Genomic DNA, 19052 nt, shown 5'->3' with positions numbered 1-19052 from the left:
TACGGTTTTCTTATCAATTTTTTCGAGCTGCAATATTACATACTTCTCTAATAATCCTTTTTTATTTCAATGTTATGTAATTGTTAAGGATGAATTAACCTTTGCCGAACCGGCCCAAAACAAGAAAACCGGCCAAAAGCCGGTTTTCAAAAAAAAACTAAATTTATCTTCCAAAGTCAAACTTATAGGTCGCTCCAGCCATTACCTGAAGCCCCAGGACCGGATAATTTCGCCATTTTTCATAGTTATCTCCCAGGAGATTGTGTCCTCTTGCGAAAATGGAAAGCCTGTCATTGAATCTATAGCCGAGTTTAGCATTCAGATCAAGATAGGCGTCCAGATCAGAAATACCGGAAACCGTGTATTCTCCTTCTCCTGCTTCATTGTAACCCATAACTGCCTCTTTACGTTCTCCTACGAGGAAAAGATTGGCCCCTGCTGACCATTTTGGGGTAATTTGCCAATCCATCATAGCATTGGCTTCATATTCGGGAAGATTCCAGGCTTCCTGCTGCTCATCTGTATCATAGACGAAATAGGATGCATTAAGCCTTAAATTGAGATTTCGGCGTACATCAAAATTCAGTTCTCCAAACGCTGAGATCGTATTCACTATATCATACACCACATCAAATGAATTTCCATACATATAATCTTCGCCTTCCCGGGTATTAGGATTGGCCCTGAATAAAGGTTTAAAATCTTCAGCCGTATAGTTTGTTCTCACATTGTAACCTATACTGTTTGAAAGCTTGCCTTTTGCTCCCACATAGGCATCATACTGCCTGTCTGTTGGTTTGATGTCAAGAGTTGGTGACACAAAAGGATTTTGTTGAGCTAATTCATAATAGCTGTTTTGCCTTAGCTCTCCTTCCAAACCTGCATATCCTATAAAGTAATCTCCGGCCATTCGGTAACTGGCAGTGACCTGGGGATAAACATATACTCCGCCGTCACTATTTTCTGAATCGTAGCTGTAAAAGATAGCTGCTCCTAGATTAAGTGTAAGGTCATCTCTTAAAACGAGTAAACTTGATTGCAAGCCGGCATTCATTATACTATAATTTATATTCTCCTCCTCAAAATAATTGCGATCAAAGCTTCCGTTGACATAATCAAAAATAAGATCAGTTTTAAATAGCTCTCCTCCTATGGGTAATTCCAAAGTAGGTTTTACTCTTATCCTGTGCTCTGCTGAACCCTGATCATCTCCAAAAAACCGGTACCTGGCTTCGGCCCTGTCGAAAAAAGATTTGTCCCAGTTTACTTCTCCCCCGGTGTAAACGCTATAAAAATTATGCTGGGGCTCAAAATCCGGAATTTCGGAAGCAAGTGTGGGTTCCAACCCGTACCAGTTGTATTGCTGGTGTTCTGCTCCAAAATCAATATTCCAGATAAGATCCCTGTTACGGGAGGAATAATTCAGTTTTAGATCGGTATCATAATAATGATCATCATAGATCACTCCGTCGATCCCTCCCTGGGCCGAATTGTGGTTAAGGAATATTCCGAAGTTATCTGTCCGATTCACTTCAAAATTACTGTAAAACTCCGCCAGGGCACTGGTGTAGGTTCCAAATCCAAGGGTGATATAATTATCAAAAAGTTTTGGTGGCCTTTGACGTTCCACTGTAGTTGCTCTTCCTTTTGCAGGCGAAAAGGTTGAGGCTACCGGAAAAGAAAAAATACTGTACTGCACAGGTCTTTTCTCCAGGTTCACAGAGTCTGTGATCTTTGGAGTTTCCTTGATCTTGGGAGCGTCACTAACACTGGGAGTATAGGGTTTTACTACTTCTACAGTTTCACTGCCCAGATCCTGGGCAAATGAAAAAGCTGTAAAAAATAAACATAGAATAAATACACTTAATGAATTGATTTTCATGGGAAGGCTATTATGTATCTTTAATTGTTTGTTTCTACAGAAGCATTGGTTTTTGCTTCCTGGGCTTTAATTCGGCTGAGTTCCTGTTTCGCTTCCTGCACCACATCGGGGAACTGCGTGAAATTTTTGATCACATTGTCAAGGATGTAGGTAGCCTGATAAGCATCTCCCAGCTGGTAAAAGTTTTTAGCCATAAGTACAAGACCTTTTGCTCCGTATAGTTTATAACCCGAATAGTCTTTAGCTAATCTTTGTACTGCATCATTTGAAGCCTGATAGTTACCCGCCTTATGTTTGAAATAAGCGTCGTAATACAGGGCTTCGGCAGCTAATTCTCCCTTTGCAGTTTTTTGTACTTCGGCATAGGCACGTTTGGCACGGTCCTCATTTCCTGTGCGCATCGCTGCTCTGGCAATGATCACCTGGGCATCATTTTTGGCACTCATCTCGGCATCGGGATTGGCAAGCACCTTCTCTGCATAGGTTACTGCTTCAGTATATTTTTCCCCTTCCAGGTATGACTTCATGAGGTTTGACTGGGCAAAAATGGTATTTTGAGGGTACGATGCCTCTACCTCCAGACGCTTAAGCAACGGAATGGCCTCAAAATAATTCCTGTTTTCTAGATATACTTCAGAAAGTCGCGCCAATGCCTGCTCCAGATATTCCGAAGAGGATCTGCCAATCACATACTTGTAATGCGGAATACTTTTCTGCTTATTTCCTTCCCTAAAATACAACTGCCCCAGGTAAAAGTTCGCCTGTACCGCATGTATCCCGTTGGGAAAAGAATTAAGGTATTTCTCTAAGGCAGTAATAGCTGCTGAAGTATTATTTTCCTTATACTGCTTTTCTGCAGCTTCAAAAGTGGTATTATCAAGATCGGCATCAGTTACTTCAACAAAATCCAGGTTCTTCACCCAGTTGGCATATTCATCTGTCCTTCCCAGATCCACATAGATCAATCTGGCAGTACTTACGGCCTGCACAGCTTCAGCAGAATTTGGATAATCGGCTACCACTTTTTTCAGCTTATCAAGAGCCTGATTTCCCTGATCATTGTTATAGTAGATCAATCCCTGTTTTAATAAGGCCTGGGGCACAAATGGGCTTCCGGGCACATCTCTTATAAGCCGGTTATAAGCTTCCATACCCTTAGAGGTGTTGTTCATAGCTACATAGGTATTTCCCAGTTCATAGGCTGCGTCATCTCTGTATGAAGAACGTGGAAACTTCCGAAGGAATTCATTGAGTTCAGAAATTTTAGTATCGTTACGCTGTACAAATCCGTAGCTTATGGCTTTTTGAAAGGAGGCGTAATCATTTTGGGAACCATTGAGTTCAATGGCCGCATTATAAGCTTCCATGGCAGGCCAGTAGCTGCTGTTAACAAAATGACTGTCACCAAGTCTCACGTACGCATCGTTCCTTCTTGAACGATCTTTACCGGAATCATTTGCATAACGTTTAAAAAATTCAATGGCACGACCATAATCCTTTTGTTTGAAATACGCATAGCCAATGTTGTAATCCAGGTTCTCCATTTCCGAAACGCCTCTGGCTCCACTCATGCCGCTAAATTCACGGTATCCTAACAGCGCATCCCTGTAATTACGAAGATTAAAATCACTTTCGGCTTTCCAGAAAGTGGCCAGGGCAGTGATCTTTGGATCTCGTCTTTCACTAAGAGCCATGTCAAAATATTCATTTGCCTCCCGGTAATTCCCTTCATTAAATAATTCTATTCCCCTGTAAAGGGCTACCTGCTGGTAAACTACATTATTCTGGAAGTTGCGGTTGCCTTTAAGCAGTCGCATCGCTTCTTCATAATTTTTGGAGGTTATAAAGGAATTGATAAGTAACCCGTTGATCTCTTCTTTTGCAGGAGAATTCGGGTAAGCCTCCAGGTAATTTAATAAAACCTGTGGTGTACTCGCATAGTTATTTCCAATCTCATAGCTCAGTTTTGCATAATTAAGTGCTGCATCGGCTTTGATCTCCTCATTGAAATCCATTTCACTGGCATTTTTAAATGCATTCAGCGCCTGCTGTTTTTTATCTGTCTTTAGATATGACTGCGCCAAATGGTAGTAGGCGTTTTGAGCCACTGCATTGGTCCCGTCAATGATCTTATTGAATTCTGAAATTGCAGCCTCATAATCTCCCTGCTGAAAATAGGCGTAACCCAACTGATAATAGTCGGTATTGTTCCACTTCCCTCTTTGCCCCTGATATTCCTTTAAATAAGGAATGGCTTTTTCGTACTGACCAAGATTAAAATAGCTTTCTCCAATGATCTTATTGAGTTCAGACTTATCCCGACGATCTGCCCGAGGTAATTGTTCCAGTCCTAATTCAATGGCCTTCTCAAAATTTCCCTGCTTGAAGTTCATATCGGCCTGGAAATAGGAAAGGTCTTCTTCATAGCGCTGGTTGTCCTGTACCTCCTCAAAAAGTGCATTTGCCTGCTCATAATCATCCCCTTCATAAGCCATAAAGCCCAGGTAATATTTCGCCTGCGAACCGTACTTTTTCGAATCTGTTACTTTATTGAAGTATTCTTTAGCTTCTTCGGGTTGATTTGCACGGAAGTAAGCATAACCATTATTGAAATTAAATCTTTCTTTTTCGGCTTTGCTCAGGTTTCTCTGGTCTACAGTATCATACCACTTACGCGCCAGGGAATACTTTCCCGTCTCAAAGTAATAATCGGCCACATCCAGGAAGGCGGCATTTGTTTTTGTACTGGTAGGATAACGTTGCACAAAATCTTCCATGAGCTTATCTGCTCCGGGTTGATTGAGACGAATTGCAGCATTTGCTATATAATAGGCAGAATTCGCCTGGATTCTTTCGTCATCCACTTTGTCCTTTACTTCATCAAATAAAGTCTGAGCGGCAAGATATTGCTGATTGTTGTAAAGTTCCAATGCCCGGTGATAATCGGCCAGTTCATTGGTCTGAATGGCAGATTGTTGAGAGAATCCGGAAAAGAACAGAAAAAAGAAACCAACAAATAAGCAGGTTTTGTATTGTTTCATTCGTAGGTATTGTTTGTTGATGATTCAAAGATATAAGAAACTCTTTGGTAATAACGCGCATCCTGCAGGATAAATTATATACAGGCGTTAAATGAAACCTAAAATTTTCTACTGAAAAATTCGGTAGAAGAAATGCAACACGAATCATAATAATTACGTTCTCTTTCTTACTTTTACCTCTCAAAACTTAAAATTTACATGTCCGACATTGTTCTTCACCTAAAAGATGCTGCCATTTATCAAAGGGAGACATTAATTCTTTCTGACGTTAATATTGAGATTGAAAAAGGAGAATTTGTTTACCTCATTGGTAAAACTGGAACCGGGAAGAGTAGCTTTATGAAAACCCTCTACGGAGATCTTCCGCTAACCGAAGGAGAAGGCCATATTGTAGAATACGATCTACGGACTTTAAGAGAAAAAGACATCCCCTTTCTACGCCGGAAGCTCGGTGTGGTGTTCCAGGATTTTAAACTTCTCAACGACCGCAATGTCAATGAGAACCTGCTTTTCGTCCTCAGGGCAACCGGCTGGAAAGACAAGGCAGCTATGGACGCCAAGATCGAAGAAGTATTGAAAAAAGTCGGAATGGGCACCAAAGGATTTAAGAATCCCTATCAGCTTTCGGGAGGAGAACAACAACGTATTGCCATTGCGCGGGCATTATTAAACGATCCCGAACTCATCCTTGCCGATGAGCCAACCGGAAATCTTGATCCGCAGACTTCTGTAGAGATCATGGAGGTATTGCAACAGATCAGTAAAAACGGAAAGACAATTCTTATGGCTACCCATGATTACGCCCTGCTTCTAAAATACCCATCCAAAACCTTAAAGTGCGACGGACAAAAAGTATTTGAAGTAATTCAAAAAACGGTATAACCAAGCACCAAATCTCAAGCACCAAATTCCAACTTTTAAACAATTGTCATCCTGAAGGATTTTTTTCTTCCCTGACCATCAGTCTTCTCTCTTGTTTTATTACCGTTATTGCGAGACCTCTGAAAAAAATTTCTAGCGTAGGAAATGACGTCTGTTCCTTGTATAATACAATATTCCCTTCAGAGTATCTTTTTTGTAAGTGTAGTGCTTCCCCGGCGTTAAAAATTTTTGAAGCCTTGGAGAAAATTTAGCCGGGGAGAACGGTTCCGATTTGCGGGAGCAAAATCGGAAACACCTATCAAAAAAGTGTCCTTTTTTTGGTTCGTTTTTTTGGACAAGCAAAAAAATGAACAATTATGAAAAAAGCGAATTTTTAACGACCGAAGGGAGAAAATAAATTTCTAAAGAAAAACGTCAATGGTAGAAGCCGGGAGGCGACTGAAGCAATCTGCCAATTTTAAAGTTATGCTCTTTATTTTTAGGAAAAAGGGTAAGACTGCTACTCATCAGGAGATTGCTTCGCTAACTGCATGTGTTCGCAAAGAGGTATAAAATTAACAGCAAAAAAAACCTCCCAAAAATGCCATTTTTGGGAGGCAATAGTAATTCGTATTTCTAAATTAGTACCTGGTAATTCTACATTCGTACTTCTAAAATCGTACTTCTGCCTTCGTACTTCCTAAGTCTGGCTTCCGGATTTTTTCCAATTGACGAACAGATAATAGATATTGACCAGAATAATTGCCGCATTGGTGATTATAATTGGCCAGGAATTCAGCAGTACGCCGTAGATCACAAAGAACATACAACCTAATGTGTTGACATATCTTAAGGTCGTAATATTTCGCATCAGGAAAGACAGCAGCACAAAAAAGGATGCGAGATATCCAAACCATTCAATATATGATATTCCGAGAATTTCCATAATTCTAATTTTAAATTTAAGATTCAGGATGGGATACAAACCCCAATAGTTTAAAAAATAAGAGCTGCCAAAAATACAATTTTTGACAGCTCTTATAATAAATTATTATTCAATTAAATGATCTTATTCCTCTTACGGTCATTTTCGGTAAGGTAGATCTTTCTTAGACGAATGTGTTTAGGAGTTACCTCTACATATTCATCCTTCTGAATATATTCCAGCGCCTCTTCCAGAGAGAATTTAATTGCCGGAACGATCTTCGCCTTGTCATCTGCTCCCGAGGAGCGTACGTTAGATAACTTCTTGGTTTTGGTGATATTCACTACCATATCATCCTGGCGGGAGTTTTCGCCAATCACCTGACCTTCATATATATCCTCTCCCGGCTCAACGAAGAAACGTCCCCTGTCCTGTAACTTGTCAATAGAATATGGAATAGCTTTTCCTTTTTCCATTGATATCAGGGATCCGTTCTGTCTTTCAGGAATTCCACCTTTCAAAGGCTGGTATTCCTTAAAGCGGTGCGCCATGATTGCCTCCCCTGCAGTAGCAGTTAACAGCTGATTTCTCAAACCTATAATTCCGCGGGAAGGTATAAGGAACTGAATGGTCATTCGCTCCCCTTTTGTTTCCATGCTAAGAAGCTCTCCTTTTCGAACCGTCACCATTTCAACTGCCTTTCCTGAAACAACTTCCGGCAGGTCAATTGTCAACTCTTCCACCGGCTCACATTTCACACCGTCAATTTCACGAATGATCACCTGTGGCTGACCTATCTGCAGTTCATAACCTTCCCTTCTCATCGTTTCGATCAAAACAGAAAGGTGCATGATCCCACGGCCATAAACCAGGAATTTATCTGCACTGTTAGTTTCTTCTACTCGAAGAGCCAGGTTTCTTTCCAGCTCTCTCATAAGACGCTCCTTAATATGTCTTGAGGTAACGAATTTTCCGTCTTTACCGAAAAAAGGAGAATCATTTATAGTGAACAACATGCTCATTGTTGGCTCATCAATGGCAATTGTTCTTAATCCTTCAGGAGTTTCAATATCGGCAACAGTGTCACCAATCTCGAAACCTTCAAGCCCCACCAGTGCACAAATGTCACCGGCTACTACTTCCTTTACCTTTGCACGACCAAGTCCTTCAAAAGTAAAAAGCTCTTTTATCTTCGTCTTTTTTATTGATCCGTCACGTTTAACCAGAGACACCTGCATGCCTTCTTTTAAAGTTCCTCGCTGAAGACGGCCAATTGCAATCCTTCCCGTAAAGGAAGAAAAATCCAGAGAAGTGATCAACATTTGAGGGCTTCCGGTCTCTACTTTTGGAGAAGGAATATGCTCTATAACCATATCAAGCAAAGGCTCAATACTGTCTGTTTGCACATTTGGATCTGTACTCATCCAATTGTTTAAAGCAGAACCATAAACAGAAGGAAAATCAAGCTGCCATTCTTCGGCACCAAGTTCAAACATAAGGTCAAAAACCTTTTCGTGAACTTCTTCGGGAGTACAATTTGGTTTATCAACCTTGTTAATTACCACACAAGGTTTAAGTCCAAGATTAATTGCCTTTTGAAGAACAAAACGTGTTTGTGGCATAGGTCCTTCAAAGGCATCAACTAATAGAAGTACGCCATCGGCCATATTCAATACCCTTTCCACCTCTCCTCCAAAGTCGGCGTGACCCGGAGTATCGATAATGTTGATCTTTGTATCCTTGTATTTAACCGATACGTTCTTTGAGGTAATGGTGATCCCACGTTCCCGTTCCTGGTCATTACTGTCCAGAATCAAGTCCCCGGTATTTTCGTTTTCCCGGAAGAGGTGACAATGATACATGATCTTATCTACCAAAGTAGTTTTCCCGTGGTCAACGTGTGCGATAATCGCGATATTTTTAATAGCTGTCATATAAACGCCTGATTTTTAAAGGCTGCAAAGGTACATTTATTTTTTCCATAAAAAACAGCGCTTTTTCGAATTATGGATAATTTTATTTTCATGCTAATGTTTTGACTATCAATTTCTTAATTAATTTATAAGCATTCCCGGCCTTGCCCCGGTGTTTTAGTTCTCTCCCATAAGTCTGATTTTTTGATTAAAACTGAGACTCATCATATTTTATGATGCTAACTTTTCTTTTCCCAATCTCTTTAAGTAACTTTAAGTAATTCATTATCAAATGAATATCACCTTAAATATATAGTCATGGAAAGAGCAGAAGAAAAGAAAGCAAAATGTTGGAAGGTGTTAATTGTAATGATCGGAATCCTTTTATGTTGGCACCCCGGATTGGCACAGGTAGACGGAAATGTAAGCCTTGAGTTTGACAATAAGGAAGAAGCCATGGAAACAGCACAGGAAACCGTGAGGGCATATGAAACCGGAAATTGGGAGACATTAAGGAAAAACGTACACGATGGAGCCCACTTTTATAATCTTGGCAGTTATGATAGCTTGAGCCTGGAGCAAACAATCAACTACTGGAAAAAAGGCAGGGAGACTGCTACTCCCATTCTTTCCAAGGACGGTGCGTGGTTGGCTGTATCAGTACCCGAGGGTCCCAGAAAAGGCAACTGGATCCTCCACTGGGGTAATAACACCCTTAGATATCCAAATGGGGAGACCATCAGCTTTCCCTACCATGTTGCCCAAAAGTTTAAGGATTCCAAAGTAAGTGAGGTTCATTTCTATTATGATAATAACAGGATCATCAGGGCAATGGGTTATGAAATACAACCTCCCATGGGGATCGAGGAGGAAGACCCAGAACATCCAGAAAACAAGGAAAATGATCAATAGCTAAAAAAAGCCTTCCCCTAATAAAGTTTCAAAAAAGGTATCTTTGCAGTAAATTTATTTTATGCAACTCAATAAGATACCACAGATAAAACATGCGGCCTCAGGAAATTTTTTCTTACTCGCAGGCCCCTGCGCCATTGAAGGAGAAGACATGGCCTTACGTATTGCCGAAACTGTTTTAAAGATCACCGATAAGCTGGAGATCCCATATATTTTTAAAGGTTCATTTAAAAAAGCCAACCGTAGCCGGATTGACAGCTTCACCGGAATAGGTGATGAAAAAGCCCTCAAAATACTTCGGAAGGTTTCTGAAACTTTTGAGATACCTACCGTGACAGACATTCATGAGAGAGAGGATGCCACTAAGGCTGCGGAATATGTTGATGTACTGCAAATTCCGGCTTTCCTGGTACGGCAAACAGACCTGGTGGTCGCTGCAGCCGAAACAGGAAAGGTAGTCAACCTCAAAAAAGGTCAGTTTATGAGCCCCGAAAGCATGAAACATGCAGTGACCAAAGTGACGGATTGTAATAACGAACAGGTAATGGTAACCGATAGGGGAACCATGTTTGGCTATCAGGATATGATCGTGGATTTCCGCGGAATTCCTACCATGCGCCAGTTTGCACCTACTGTTCTGGACGTTACTCATTCTCTTCAACAGCCAAATCAAAGCAGCGGAGTCACCGGCGGAAGACCTGATATGATCGAGACCATCGCCCGGGCCGGAATTGCCACAGGAGCCGATGGAATTTTCATCGAAACCCATTTCGATCCTGCAAATGCCAAGAGCGATGGCGCAAATATGCTGGATATACAGTATCTGGAGAGGCTGCTAAGCAATTTAACAGCAATAAAAAAGACGATCAATTCTTTTTAAGTTTTGACCTCGGCATGGATTGCAAATCCGCGCCATCGAAACAGCTTAGACCTGCAAGGTTTCCCAAACCTTGTAGGTCTTTTATTTTGAAGAACCCTTTCAGGGTTTGAAACCCTTAAAGGGTTCGCAGACAAATCAACCACCAGAAAAGAACCCTCTTAACCGCTGCACAAAGTCTCACGACTTTGAGCTAAACACAGCCCGTGTAGAAGCTGGATGCTCAACAACGTCTCCTGACGTTGTAACCCCTTTTGATAAGTAGCTACTGTCAAGTTCAATAATTGTAACCTGAAGTCAGAGACTTCAGGATCCTTTTACTTCTTTCTTACTTTAGACATGCGCAAGGTCTCTGACCTTAAGCAGCGAGGTTATGCGTTACTTTCGGCTAAAAAAGAACCACTATCAGGGCTTTAAGCCGCTGACAGGGCTGTAAAAAAATATCCGTGCATCGGTGGCTAAAGCTTGATGGCCAAACATACGAGATTCGGCATAGACTTCAACATCTCCCCCAAACCGCTGTCAGGGTTTGTAACCGCTGACAGGGTTGATCTGTCTGATTTACTCCAAGGTGAACCACTGTAATGAGCATAAGCAGCTGACAGGGTCCAAAAATTATATGTGCATCGGTGGCTAAAAAAAACCACAAGGTCATAAAAAGACTTTGCAGGTTCGACATAGACTTCCACATCTCCTCCAAACCGCTGTCAGGGCTCTAAGCCGCTGATAGGGTTAAGCCAACTCAAAACAAAAATCCCGCTTACTTTCAGAAGCGGGGTTCAATTCTGTTAATTGTTAATACCTTAAAATATCGTCCAAAGTTCCTTTAATATAATCTACCTGTTGAGAATTTATCTTTCCAATTCTCCTATCCAGACGCTCTTTTGAAACAGACCGGACATGAAAAGTGAGAACTTCAGATTCTTGCTCTAGCCCATTCTCCGAATCAGGATTTAGCAGTAAATTTCCCTTGTACCTCTTGATCTTGGTTGTTAAAGGACAAATGATTACAACCTGAAGATGCTGATTAAGAAGATTTCCGCTTATTATAACACATGGCCTTCTTCCTTCCTGCTCACTTCCTGAGACAGGATCAAGGTACACATCCCAGATTTCGCCCTGCTTCACTCCTCAAGATTTTTGAGGTCCTGCAAGTAAGTTTCCATGCCTTCTTCTGCTATAGCCATGATCTCTTCGTCTTTACCTGCTTTAGAGTAGGAACGTGCATAATCTGCCCGGTTCAATTGATCCAGGTAAATTCGCAAAGCTTTTTCGATAAGGCTGTTCTTTGCCACTCCACGTTTTTTTGCTTCAGAACTTAATTTATCCAGAAGATCCTGAGGCAACGATGAGGTGAAAGTTCCCATATAAATAGTTTTTATAAATATACACCATAAATATGATTTAAATTTTTAAAATTTAATTACCGAAAACCTAACTTCAATAATTGATATAAAAAGATAGCTCATCCACATCATCAGAAAACTATTGTTTATTCGTGGTAAAAACCACTGTCAGGGTTCTAAATCCCTAAAAGATTTGAAAAACGCTGCACAAAGTCTCACGACTTTGAGCTAACCACAGTCCGTCTAGAAGCAGGATGCTTAACAACGTCTCCCGACCTTGTAACGCCTTTTGATAAGTAGCTACTGTCAAGTTCAATAATTGTAACCTGAAGTCAGAGACTTCAGGAACTTTTTACTTCTTTCTTACTTTAGGCATGCGCAAGGTCGCTGACCTTACGCAGCGAGGTTATGCGTTACTTTCGGCTAAAAAGAACCGCTGTCAGGGTTATAACCGCTGACAGGGTTGATCTGTCTGATTTACGATCCAAAGTTAACCACTGTAATGAGCATAAGCAGCTGACAGGGTTCCGTGCATCGGTGGCTAAAAAAAACCACAAAGTCAAAAAAAGACCTTGCAGGTTCGGCATAGACTTGAACGTCTCCTCCAAACCGCTGTCAGGGCTCTAAGCCGCTGACAGGGTTGATCTGTCTTATTTACGTTCCAAAGTTAACCACTGTAGAGCTTAAGCAGCTGACAGGGTTGATCTGTCTGATTTACGGTCCAAGGAGAACCACTGTCAGGGCTCTAAGCCGCTTACAGGGTCAAGTCAACTCAAACAAAAACCCCGCTCTTTTCAGAAGCGGGGTTTCCAATCTACCGGGGGACAAAATTAATTTTTAACCACATTTAGAGTAGCCACAGCTCTTACAAACCAGGCATCCTTCCGAGAAATGTATTCCTTCAGGATCGCCACACTCCTCACATTTTTTATCGGCAGCCGGAGTGCCATCTGGCACAAACTGCTTCAGGGCGCGAACAACTCCTGCTTTCCAGGTGTTGATGCTTTCGTCAAGCAGGTTCAGGTTTTCGATAAGATCTACCACATAAGGAATAGGCATTCCGTGGCGAAGAACACCAGAGATCAGTTTCGCGTAATTCCAGTATTCCTCGTTAAAGGACCTTGAAAGACCTTCAATAGTTACTTTGTATCCATGTTTGTCACAGAATTGGAAATCATACCTTGATTTGCCATCTTCATCCCTGTTCTTGATAACCCAACCTTTTTCAACCCATGTTGGCAGGTTGAAAACATCTTCCATTTTTCCTGTGAAGATCTCATACGGGCGATTATTCAAAACGCCAACTACAGCAAGCCATTTTTCTCTTTCGTTGTTAAAACGGATGATCTTTGACTCCAGCTTCTTAGGTCGTTTTGGAGCATAAGTTTCAGCAAAAACATCATCTTTGATGGTTTCCTTCTTCCCTTTGTCATCTGAAGAAACAAGAATTCCGCTACGGGAACCATCACGGTAAACTGTAATTCCTTTAAGTCCTTTCTTCCATGACTCAATATAGATATCGCTTACTTTCTCCTGACTCACATCTGAAGCAAGGTTAATTGTAGAACTAATGGAATGTGTAGTATATTTTTGAACCAGGGCCTGCATTTCCACACGCTTTTGCCAGTTGATCTCTGAAGCTGTCGCACCTGCGTAAGGACTCTGCTCAATGGCTTCTTTTCCTGTTGCATCCATCCACGTCTTCACCTTTGGGTGATACACCGTAAATTCTTCAAAAGCATCTCCGGTATCATCTACGAAAGCAACTTTTGCCTTAGAAGTGGAAGCATTGACTTTTCTTCTCCTCTTATAGGAGAGCATGAACACAGGCTCTATTCCCGAAGAGGTTTGGGCCAGCATACTCAAACTACCGGTTGGGGCTACGGTACTGATAGATATATTTCTTCTTCCATGCTGCATCATGCGGCTGTAAAGTTCAGGAAACTCTTTCTTCATCATTTGAACAAAATCTGATTGCTCCTCAATAGCAGGGTCAAACACCTTGAATGGCTCTCTTGTGATCGCCATGTCCACACTACTGTCAAACTCCCCTCTTAATTTTGTTTGCATGATCTTATCGACCACCTCAAGCGCTTCATCTGTATCGAATTTTACTCCCAGTGCTGCAACTGCATCGGCAAGAGCAGTAAAGCCAAGACCTGTACGTCTACCATTTTTACCATTTTCGGCAAGTAACTTCCAGGTATCAATCTCATTCTTCTTAATGAAATCTGGCTCCTCATCCTGATCGATCTTTGCAAGGATCTTTTCAACCGCTTCAAGTTCAAGGTCTACAAGGTCATCCATCAAACGCTGAGTTTCATAGATCACTTTATAGAATTTGTCATGGTTGAAAGAAGCATTTTCAGTAAATGGATTGTCAACGAAATTGTAAAGGTTTACTGCGATCAAACGGCAGGAATCTCCTCCCTGCATGGCGATCTCCGAACATGGGTTCGTAGAACTATTTTTGAATCCGGGGTAGAAAGAAGAAGTCGAATAAGTGTGCTGCTTATCCCAGAAGATCAATCCGGGTTCGGCTGTGTTATGTGCACATTTGATTATTGTATTCCACAATTCTTTAGCACGGACTTTTTTGGTGTACTTTGGATTGGGGCTGTCAATTGGCCAACGCAATGTAAAATCGGAATCCTCTGTAACGGCCTGCATGAATTCATCTGTAAGTCTCAGGGAAATATTAGCACCGGTTACTTTTTTAAGGTCTTGCTTAATGGTTATGAAGTCTTCCACATCGGGGTGGGAAACATCAATTGTTAGCATTAAAGCTCCACGACGTCCGTTTTGCGCTACTTCTCTTGTGGTGTTTGAAAAACGCTCCATAAAGGAAACTGCTCCTGTAGTGGTTCCCGCAGCGTTGGAAACCTGAGCATTCTTAGGGCGAAGACCGGAAAGGTCCACTCCTACTCCACAACGTCTCTTGAACAATTGAACCAGCTGCTGGTCTGTATGAAGAATTCCGCCATAGGAATCATAAACCGGAGGCACAACCACACAATTCGAAAGTGATGCTATCATTTGATCATTCCCAAGGGCCGCCATGACACTACCCTGAGGAATGCTGTATTTGAAATCTTTAAAAAGTTGAAAAATTCTCTCTTCACTCAAAAATTCCCGTGACTTTCCGTACTCGGACAGGTTTTCTTTCCCCACTGCACGATCGGCATATTTTGCCTCCATACGGGCAAATTCCTTCGCCATACGCTTGTGCATATCATCTGGGGTTAATTCTAAAAATTTTCCGTTTTTGTCTTTTACTGCATACTTATTTATCCAGGTAGTGGCTGCGAGCTCGTCATTTTTAAAATATTTTAAACATGCTTGCAGTACCTCATCGTAGGTATAAGTCTGGGTGCTAAATAATTCTTCAACCATGGCCGTTTGTTTTTGTTTTAACTTGAAAGAGGAGTAAAGTTATTTTAATTCCTGAGTAAAAAAAGAGCGGACAATGCTTTCTTATTAACTAAGGACTGTTGAAAAAAAAATTGAGATTTTTTCTGAAATCCGGCATTTTCTTTCAGCCCTTGCTACTCCTCATATCAGCAATTTTTCCCTGAACGTTTTTATCTAAAAAAATATTAACAACAACCTGAAAATTTTTTTAAACTCATGTTAAGTATCTGTGGCATAAGCCCTTTTTAACCTACCTTCAAGTACTAACTATCTTAAAAAAACAATAAATTATGGAAACACAATTGGAAAACATAGGGGATCGTATTGCCTATTTTCTACCTAATCTCTTAGGCGCTCTGCTGGTACTGTTAATAGGCTGGCTTATTGCCAAAGCGATCAAAGCCATGGTAGTAAAACTGCTGCGAAGAACCTCCTGGGATGAACGAATTTTTGGAGGGGATAATATTGACGACACCAATGTCTTTGTCGGTAATATTTTCTATTATTTGATCATGATCATCGTTCTGTTGATCGCCCTGGAGGTACTGGGGATTAGCGAAGTCCTGGCACCCCTTGAAAACATGCTCAATGAATTCCTGCTATTCATACCTAATTTAATAGGAGCCCTGCTTATAGGATTTATTGGATATGTGCTGGCAAAATTTGTTGCAAACCTGGTGCATATCGGTGGCGGACTAATTGACCGCATGGTAGACAAAACAGGCTTTAAAGACACAGACCGGTTGGTTAACATTCTGCGCAAACTTGTGTTCATTATCATATTTATTCCCTTTCTTATTCAGGCATTCAACACTTTGCGCCTGGATGCAATTTCTGAACCGGCCAATGATATCCTTTACGGATTCACCGAACTTATCGGAGAAATAGTTATTGCCGCTCTTATCATAATTGTTTTTGTTTGGGGAGGTAAATATCTTGCCAATTTCCTGGAAGACCTGTTCAAAAGTATGGGGCTTGACCGCACTGCCGAAAAGATCCAGATCGACAATATGATAGGAGCCGGACAATCCCTGTCCAAACTGGTAGCTAATCTTATCTATTTCTTCCTTGTCTTCTTCGGAATTATAACCGCGGTAGAGATCCTCGGACTCTCAAGATTAACCGAAATTTTGCATCAGATCCTCGAAATAACAGGTCAGATCTTATTTGGTCTCGTGATCCTTGCTGTAGGTAATTACATCTCCTTATTAATATACAATACCATGACCCGCTCCAGCAAGAACCATTTTATTGCCGGAGTAATTAGATGGGCTTCGCTTGCGCTATTCATTGCCATTGCTTTACGCACCATGGGAATCGCAAATGAAATTGTGGAACTTGCCTTCGGGTTAATTCTTGGTGCCATAGCAGTAGCTGTAGCCCTGAGCTACGGACTTGGTGGCAGGGAAGCAGCCGGGGAGCACTTTAGGGATATCATTCAGAAATTCCGAAAAGAAGCTTCTGAAGCCCGGGATCCAAACCGGGACAATCCCGATGTTCGCAACACCGGGAAGAATTTCCCACCTAAAGGAACCGGAGCCGGAAATGCAAGTACTCCCAACACACCGGGAGGTACTACAGGAAATAATCCCGGTAGGCCTAATCCTCCAAAACCCGGGGGCAATGAAGGTCGAAATCCTAACAAGGGAGATTCGTCAAGAGACTCAGACAGGAATGGACCTGCGGGAGCCGGACCGAATGAACCAATTAATCCTACCTAAGATCAGGATCGGTTTAATATATAAAGCCACGCAATTGCGTGGCTTTTTTCATGTTATCATTTGAAGCTTTATGGCAACTCCAGCTGCACAAGCACCGGCAGATGATCTGAAGGATATTTCAGGTCTTTTGAATCGCTGAGAACTGCATACTTCAACACCTTAATATTAGTAGTAAATATATAGTCGATGCGGCGGGACACGGGAGAATGAAAGTCGTAGGCATTAAAGGTTCCTTCGGGTCCGAATACCAGGCCAGCTTCCTCTTTAGAGTCTCGGTAATGAGCTGCGAGAAATTCAATTTCAGGGGTATCGGGCTCCAGGTTTAGATCACCCATTAATATCACCGGATCTCCTTCCCTGTTCAATTCTACAATTTTTTGATGGATGAGCTGTGTGCTTTCTTTCCTGGCTTCTTTGCCAACATGATCAAAATGGGTATTGAAAACCCAAAATTCCTTATCGGTTTCCTTTTCTGCAAATCTGCCATAGGTACATACCCGCGGATAATCTGCATCCCAACCCTTTCCGGGTTTATCGGGTGTAGAGGAAAGCCAGAAGGTTCCCTGCTCGAGAAGTTTAAATTTTTCAGTCTTAAAAAATATTGCGCTAAACTCCCCTTTTTGAGCCCCGTCATCACGAGCTTTTCCGAAGTATTCATAGCCTGTGAGCTCATCTTTTAAGAATTCCAGCTGACTATGCAAAGCCTCCTGAACACCAAATATATCGGGCTCGTAGAATTTAAGCTGACCGGCAAGATGATCTTTTCTCTGTGACCAGCTGTTTTCGCCATCATTCTCATTGGCATATTTGATATTATAGCTCATTACCGATAGCTGTGCTTCTACCGGAACCGCAGTAAACAGCAGGATCATAAAATTCATAAGTAATGTTTTCATATTCCTATTTCTTCTCCTTTTACATAATCACTTAAATATTCAAAACGAGCCGTAAGTTTTCCATTTTTGGTCATACGTGCCCGCTCCAGAATTCCATTCCTGTCTCCATTAAAAAAAGCCGGCAATACATTTTCCAAAAACATTTCTCCAAAGCCCTCACTTGCATCTTTAGGCAATTCGCAGGGGAGATTATCTACGGCCATCACCAGTATTGACTCTTTTTCTCTAAAATCAACCTCCCGCTTTTCCTGCGGCTCATAACCGTAAAAAGGTTCGGCTATGGTGGATGGACGTATAGTACTGGCAACAGGTCCGGCGATATCGCAGGAAATATCTGCTATATATTTGATCCTGAAATCAGGCGACTTTGCATCTTCAGCAGTAAAAAACACTGGGGCACCCTCCCCGTAAAAATGACCCGCAATAAAGAAATCGGCTGCACGGGTAAAGCGTCTGAAATCGGACTCATAGAGCTCCGGATGCTTGTAAAACTCAGAATTGGAACCCTTGCTGCCGTCCTTGCGTTTATTATAGTCAAGCACATCGACGTGACAGTAGACCGGCCTTTCGAAATCATTCTCAAGGAACTCTTCTACCCCTACATTTTCTACTTGCAGGTGATCCAGGATCTCTCTGGCGCCATAGGCAACTTTTCCGCTTCCGGTGAGCACGATCTTGAGCGGCGGAATTGAAACTTTGTCAAGTTCTGCCAACATGGCATTGAGATCGGGCAGGCTTTCAGCTTTAGGGAGCTCAAAAATGCCATTTTTGAGACCTATTCCCCGGAAGCCGTTATACGCGCCCACCAGGCCGGCATACCTTCCGAAGCCAATGAGTCGGCCGCCAGTTTCATTAATGATCACCTCATGGTCGTATAGTTCGATATTGTTCTTGAGGATCTCCCGCAGTAAATCTCTATTGTAAGGCTGCTTTTTAATAGTATGAGAGAAAAAGAAGTACTTTTTATCCGGAATTAAATAAGGCAGCGGAACTTCTTTTACGCCAAGCATCACATCACAACCTGAAATATCTTCGGAAACCTCAAAACCTGCCTGCCTGTACTCCTCATCTGTAAAGATCCTGATGCCTGAACTTTCCACCTGGAACCGGGCCTCCGGAAATTTTTCTACAGCTTCTTTAAGCTTTTCAGGAGAAAATACTACACGTCGATCGGGCGGCGTCTTTCGCTCTTTGATGAGGGCAAATTTTATCATTTTTGGAATGGCTTTTGAAATTGTTTGGATAATTTCAAAGATAAGAATTTTAA

Annotated in this window: 13 protein-coding genes; 4 read left to right on the top strand and 9 right to left on the bottom strand. The window is 41.7% G+C overall.

Annotated features, from left to right (window positions below):
- Positions 1–163: 163 nt before the first annotated feature.
- The gene (locus tag G564_RS0115820) at positions 164–1882 is read right to left on the bottom strand and encodes a TonB-dependent receptor (RefSeq protein WP_029038511.1); all 1719 of its coding nucleotides are present in this window, start codon (positions 1880–1882) and stop codon (positions 164–166) included.
- A gap of 20 nt (positions 1883–1902) precedes the next feature.
- Positions 1903–4923 (bottom strand): tetratricopeptide repeat protein, encoded by a 3021-nt coding sequence (locus G564_RS0115815; RefSeq protein ID WP_029038510.1) that lies wholly within the window; start codon positions 4921–4923, stop codon positions 1903–1905.
- A 198-nt stretch (positions 4924–5121) separates the two neighbouring features.
- Here G564_RS0115815 and G564_RS0115810 point away from each other — a divergent pair, with 198 nt between their 5' ends.
- A complete protein-coding gene (locus tag G564_RS0115810) occupies positions 5122–5805 on the top strand; it encodes a cell division ATP-binding protein FtsE (protein WP_029038509.1) in 684 nt (227 codons plus the stop codon).
- A 679-nt stretch (positions 5806–6484) separates the two neighbouring features.
- Here G564_RS0115810 and G564_RS0115795 read toward each other — a convergent pair.
- Together G564_RS0115795 and typA are read right to left on the bottom strand one after the other, a co-directional pair.
- Positions 6485–6730 carry a PQ-loop repeat-containing protein gene (locus G564_RS0115795; protein ID WP_037374191.1) on the bottom strand — a complete coding sequence of 82 codons (246 nt, stop codon included), beginning with the start codon at positions 6728–6730 and terminating at the stop codon, positions 6485–6487.
- 113 nt (positions 6731–6843) lie between these two features.
- On the bottom strand, positions 6844–8643 hold the full coding sequence (gene typA, locus G564_RS0115790) for a translational GTPase TypA (RefSeq protein ID WP_029038507.1): 1800 nt from the start codon (positions 8641–8643) through the stop codon (positions 6844–6846).
- A gap of 297 nt (positions 8644–8940) precedes the next feature.
- Here typA and G564_RS0115785 point away from each other — a divergent pair, with 297 nt between their 5' ends.
- Together G564_RS0115785 and kdsA are read left to right on the top strand one after the other, a co-directional pair.
- Positions 8941–9534 carry a nuclear transport factor 2-like protein gene (locus G564_RS0115785; RefSeq protein WP_029038506.1) on the top strand — a complete coding sequence of 198 codons (594 nt, stop codon included), beginning with the start codon at positions 8941–8943 and terminating at the stop codon, positions 9532–9534.
- 61 nt (positions 9535–9595) lie between these two features.
- Positions 9596–10414: a 3-deoxy-8-phosphooctulonate synthase gene (gene kdsA / locus G564_RS0115780; protein ID WP_029038505.1), complete on the top strand. Its 819-nt coding sequence runs from the start codon at positions 9596–9598 to the stop codon at positions 10412–10414.
- 792 nt (positions 10415–11206) lie between these two features.
- On the opposite strand, the gene G564_RS0115775 is transcribed toward kdsA, so the two are convergent.
- From G564_RS0115775 to G564_RS0115765, 3 genes are all read right to left on the bottom strand, one after another.
- Positions 11207–11539, bottom strand: coding sequence for a type II toxin-antitoxin system PemK/MazF family toxin (locus G564_RS0115775; protein ID WP_029038504.1), 333 nt, complete (start codon positions 11537–11539; stop codon positions 11207–11209).
- On the bottom strand, positions 11536–11778 hold the full coding sequence (locus tag G564_RS0115770; RefSeq protein ID WP_029038503.1) for a ribbon-helix-helix domain-containing protein: 243 nt from the start codon (positions 11776–11778) through the stop codon (positions 11536–11538). Before G564_RS0115770 ends, G564_RS0115775 begins: the two co-directional genes overlap by 4 nt.
- An 816-nt stretch (positions 11779–12594) precedes the next feature.
- Entirely contained in the window at positions 12595–15150 is a 2556-nt protein-coding gene (locus G564_RS0115765; protein ID WP_029038502.1) for an adenosylcobalamin-dependent ribonucleoside-diphosphate reductase, read from the bottom strand.
- Between the two features lie 308 nt (positions 15151–15458).
- On the opposite strand from G564_RS0115765, the gene G564_RS19505 reads away from it, so the two are divergent.
- The gene (locus G564_RS19505) at positions 15459–16889 is read left to right on the top strand and encodes a mechanosensitive ion channel (RefSeq protein WP_084625667.1); all 1431 of its coding nucleotides are present in this window, start codon (positions 15459–15461) and stop codon (positions 16887–16889) included.
- Between the two features lie 68 nt (positions 16890–16957).
- On the opposite strand, the gene G564_RS0115755 is transcribed toward G564_RS19505, so the two are convergent.
- Positions 16958–17785, bottom strand: coding sequence for an endonuclease/exonuclease/phosphatase family protein (locus G564_RS0115755; protein ID WP_029038501.1), 828 nt, complete (start codon positions 17783–17785; stop codon positions 16958–16960).
- The gene (locus G564_RS0115750) at positions 17782–18999 is read right to left on the bottom strand and encodes an NAD(P)-dependent oxidoreductase (RefSeq protein ID WP_211224634.1); all 1218 of its coding nucleotides are present in this window, start codon (positions 18997–18999) and stop codon (positions 17782–17784) included. The genes G564_RS0115755 and G564_RS0115750 overlap by 4 nt, the downstream gene beginning before the upstream one ends.
- Between the last annotated feature and the right edge of the window lie 53 nt (positions 19000–19052).

Source organism: Salinimicrobium xinjiangense DSM 19287 (assembly GCF_000423585.1).
Taxonomy (GTDB): domain Bacteria; phylum Bacteroidota; class Bacteroidia; order Flavobacteriales; family Flavobacteriaceae; genus Salinimicrobium; species Salinimicrobium xinjiangense.
This window is presented reverse-complemented; position numbering and strand designations above follow the sequence as displayed.

Coding starts and splice junctions, on each gene's coding strand:
- G564_RS0115820 (WP_029038511.1), bottom strand. CDS start 1,882: ATGAAAATCAATTCATTAAGTGTATTTATTCTATGTTTATTTTTTACA.
- G564_RS0115815 (WP_029038510.1), bottom strand. CDS start 4,923: ATGAAACAATACAAAACCTGCTTATTTGTTGGTTTCTTTTTTCTGTTC.
- G564_RS0115810 (WP_029038509.1), top strand. CDS start 5,122: ATGTCCGACATTGTTCTTCACCTAAAAGATGCTGCCATTTATCAAAGG.
- G564_RS0115795 (WP_037374191.1), bottom strand. CDS start 6,730: ATGGAAATTCTCGGAATATCATATATTGAATGGTTTGGATATCTCGCA.
- typA (WP_029038507.1), bottom strand. CDS start 8,643: ATGACAGCTATTAAAAATATCGCGATTATCGCACACGTTGACCACGGG.
- G564_RS0115785 (WP_029038506.1), top strand. CDS start 8,941: ATGGAAAGAGCAGAAGAAAAGAAAGCAAAATGTTGGAAGGTGTTAATT.
- kdsA (WP_029038505.1), top strand. CDS start 9,596: ATGCAACTCAATAAGATACCACAGATAAAACATGCGGCCTCAGGAAAT.
- G564_RS0115770 (WP_029038503.1), bottom strand. CDS start 11,778: ATGGGAACTTTCACCTCATCGTTGCCTCAGGATCTTCTGGATAAATTA.
- G564_RS0115765 (WP_029038502.1), bottom strand. CDS start 15,150: ATGGTTGAAGAATTATTTAGCACCCAGACTTATACCTACGATGAGGTA.
- G564_RS19505 (WP_084625667.1), top strand. CDS start 15,459: ATGGAAACACAATTGGAAAACATAGGGGATCGTATTGCCTATTTTCTA.
- G564_RS0115755 (WP_029038501.1), bottom strand. CDS start 17,785: ATGAAAACATTACTTATGAATTTTATGATCCTGCTGTTTACTGCGGTT.
- G564_RS0115750 (WP_211224634.1), bottom strand. CDS start 18,999: ATGATAAAATTTGCCCTCATCAAAGAGCGAAAGACGCCGCCCGATCGA.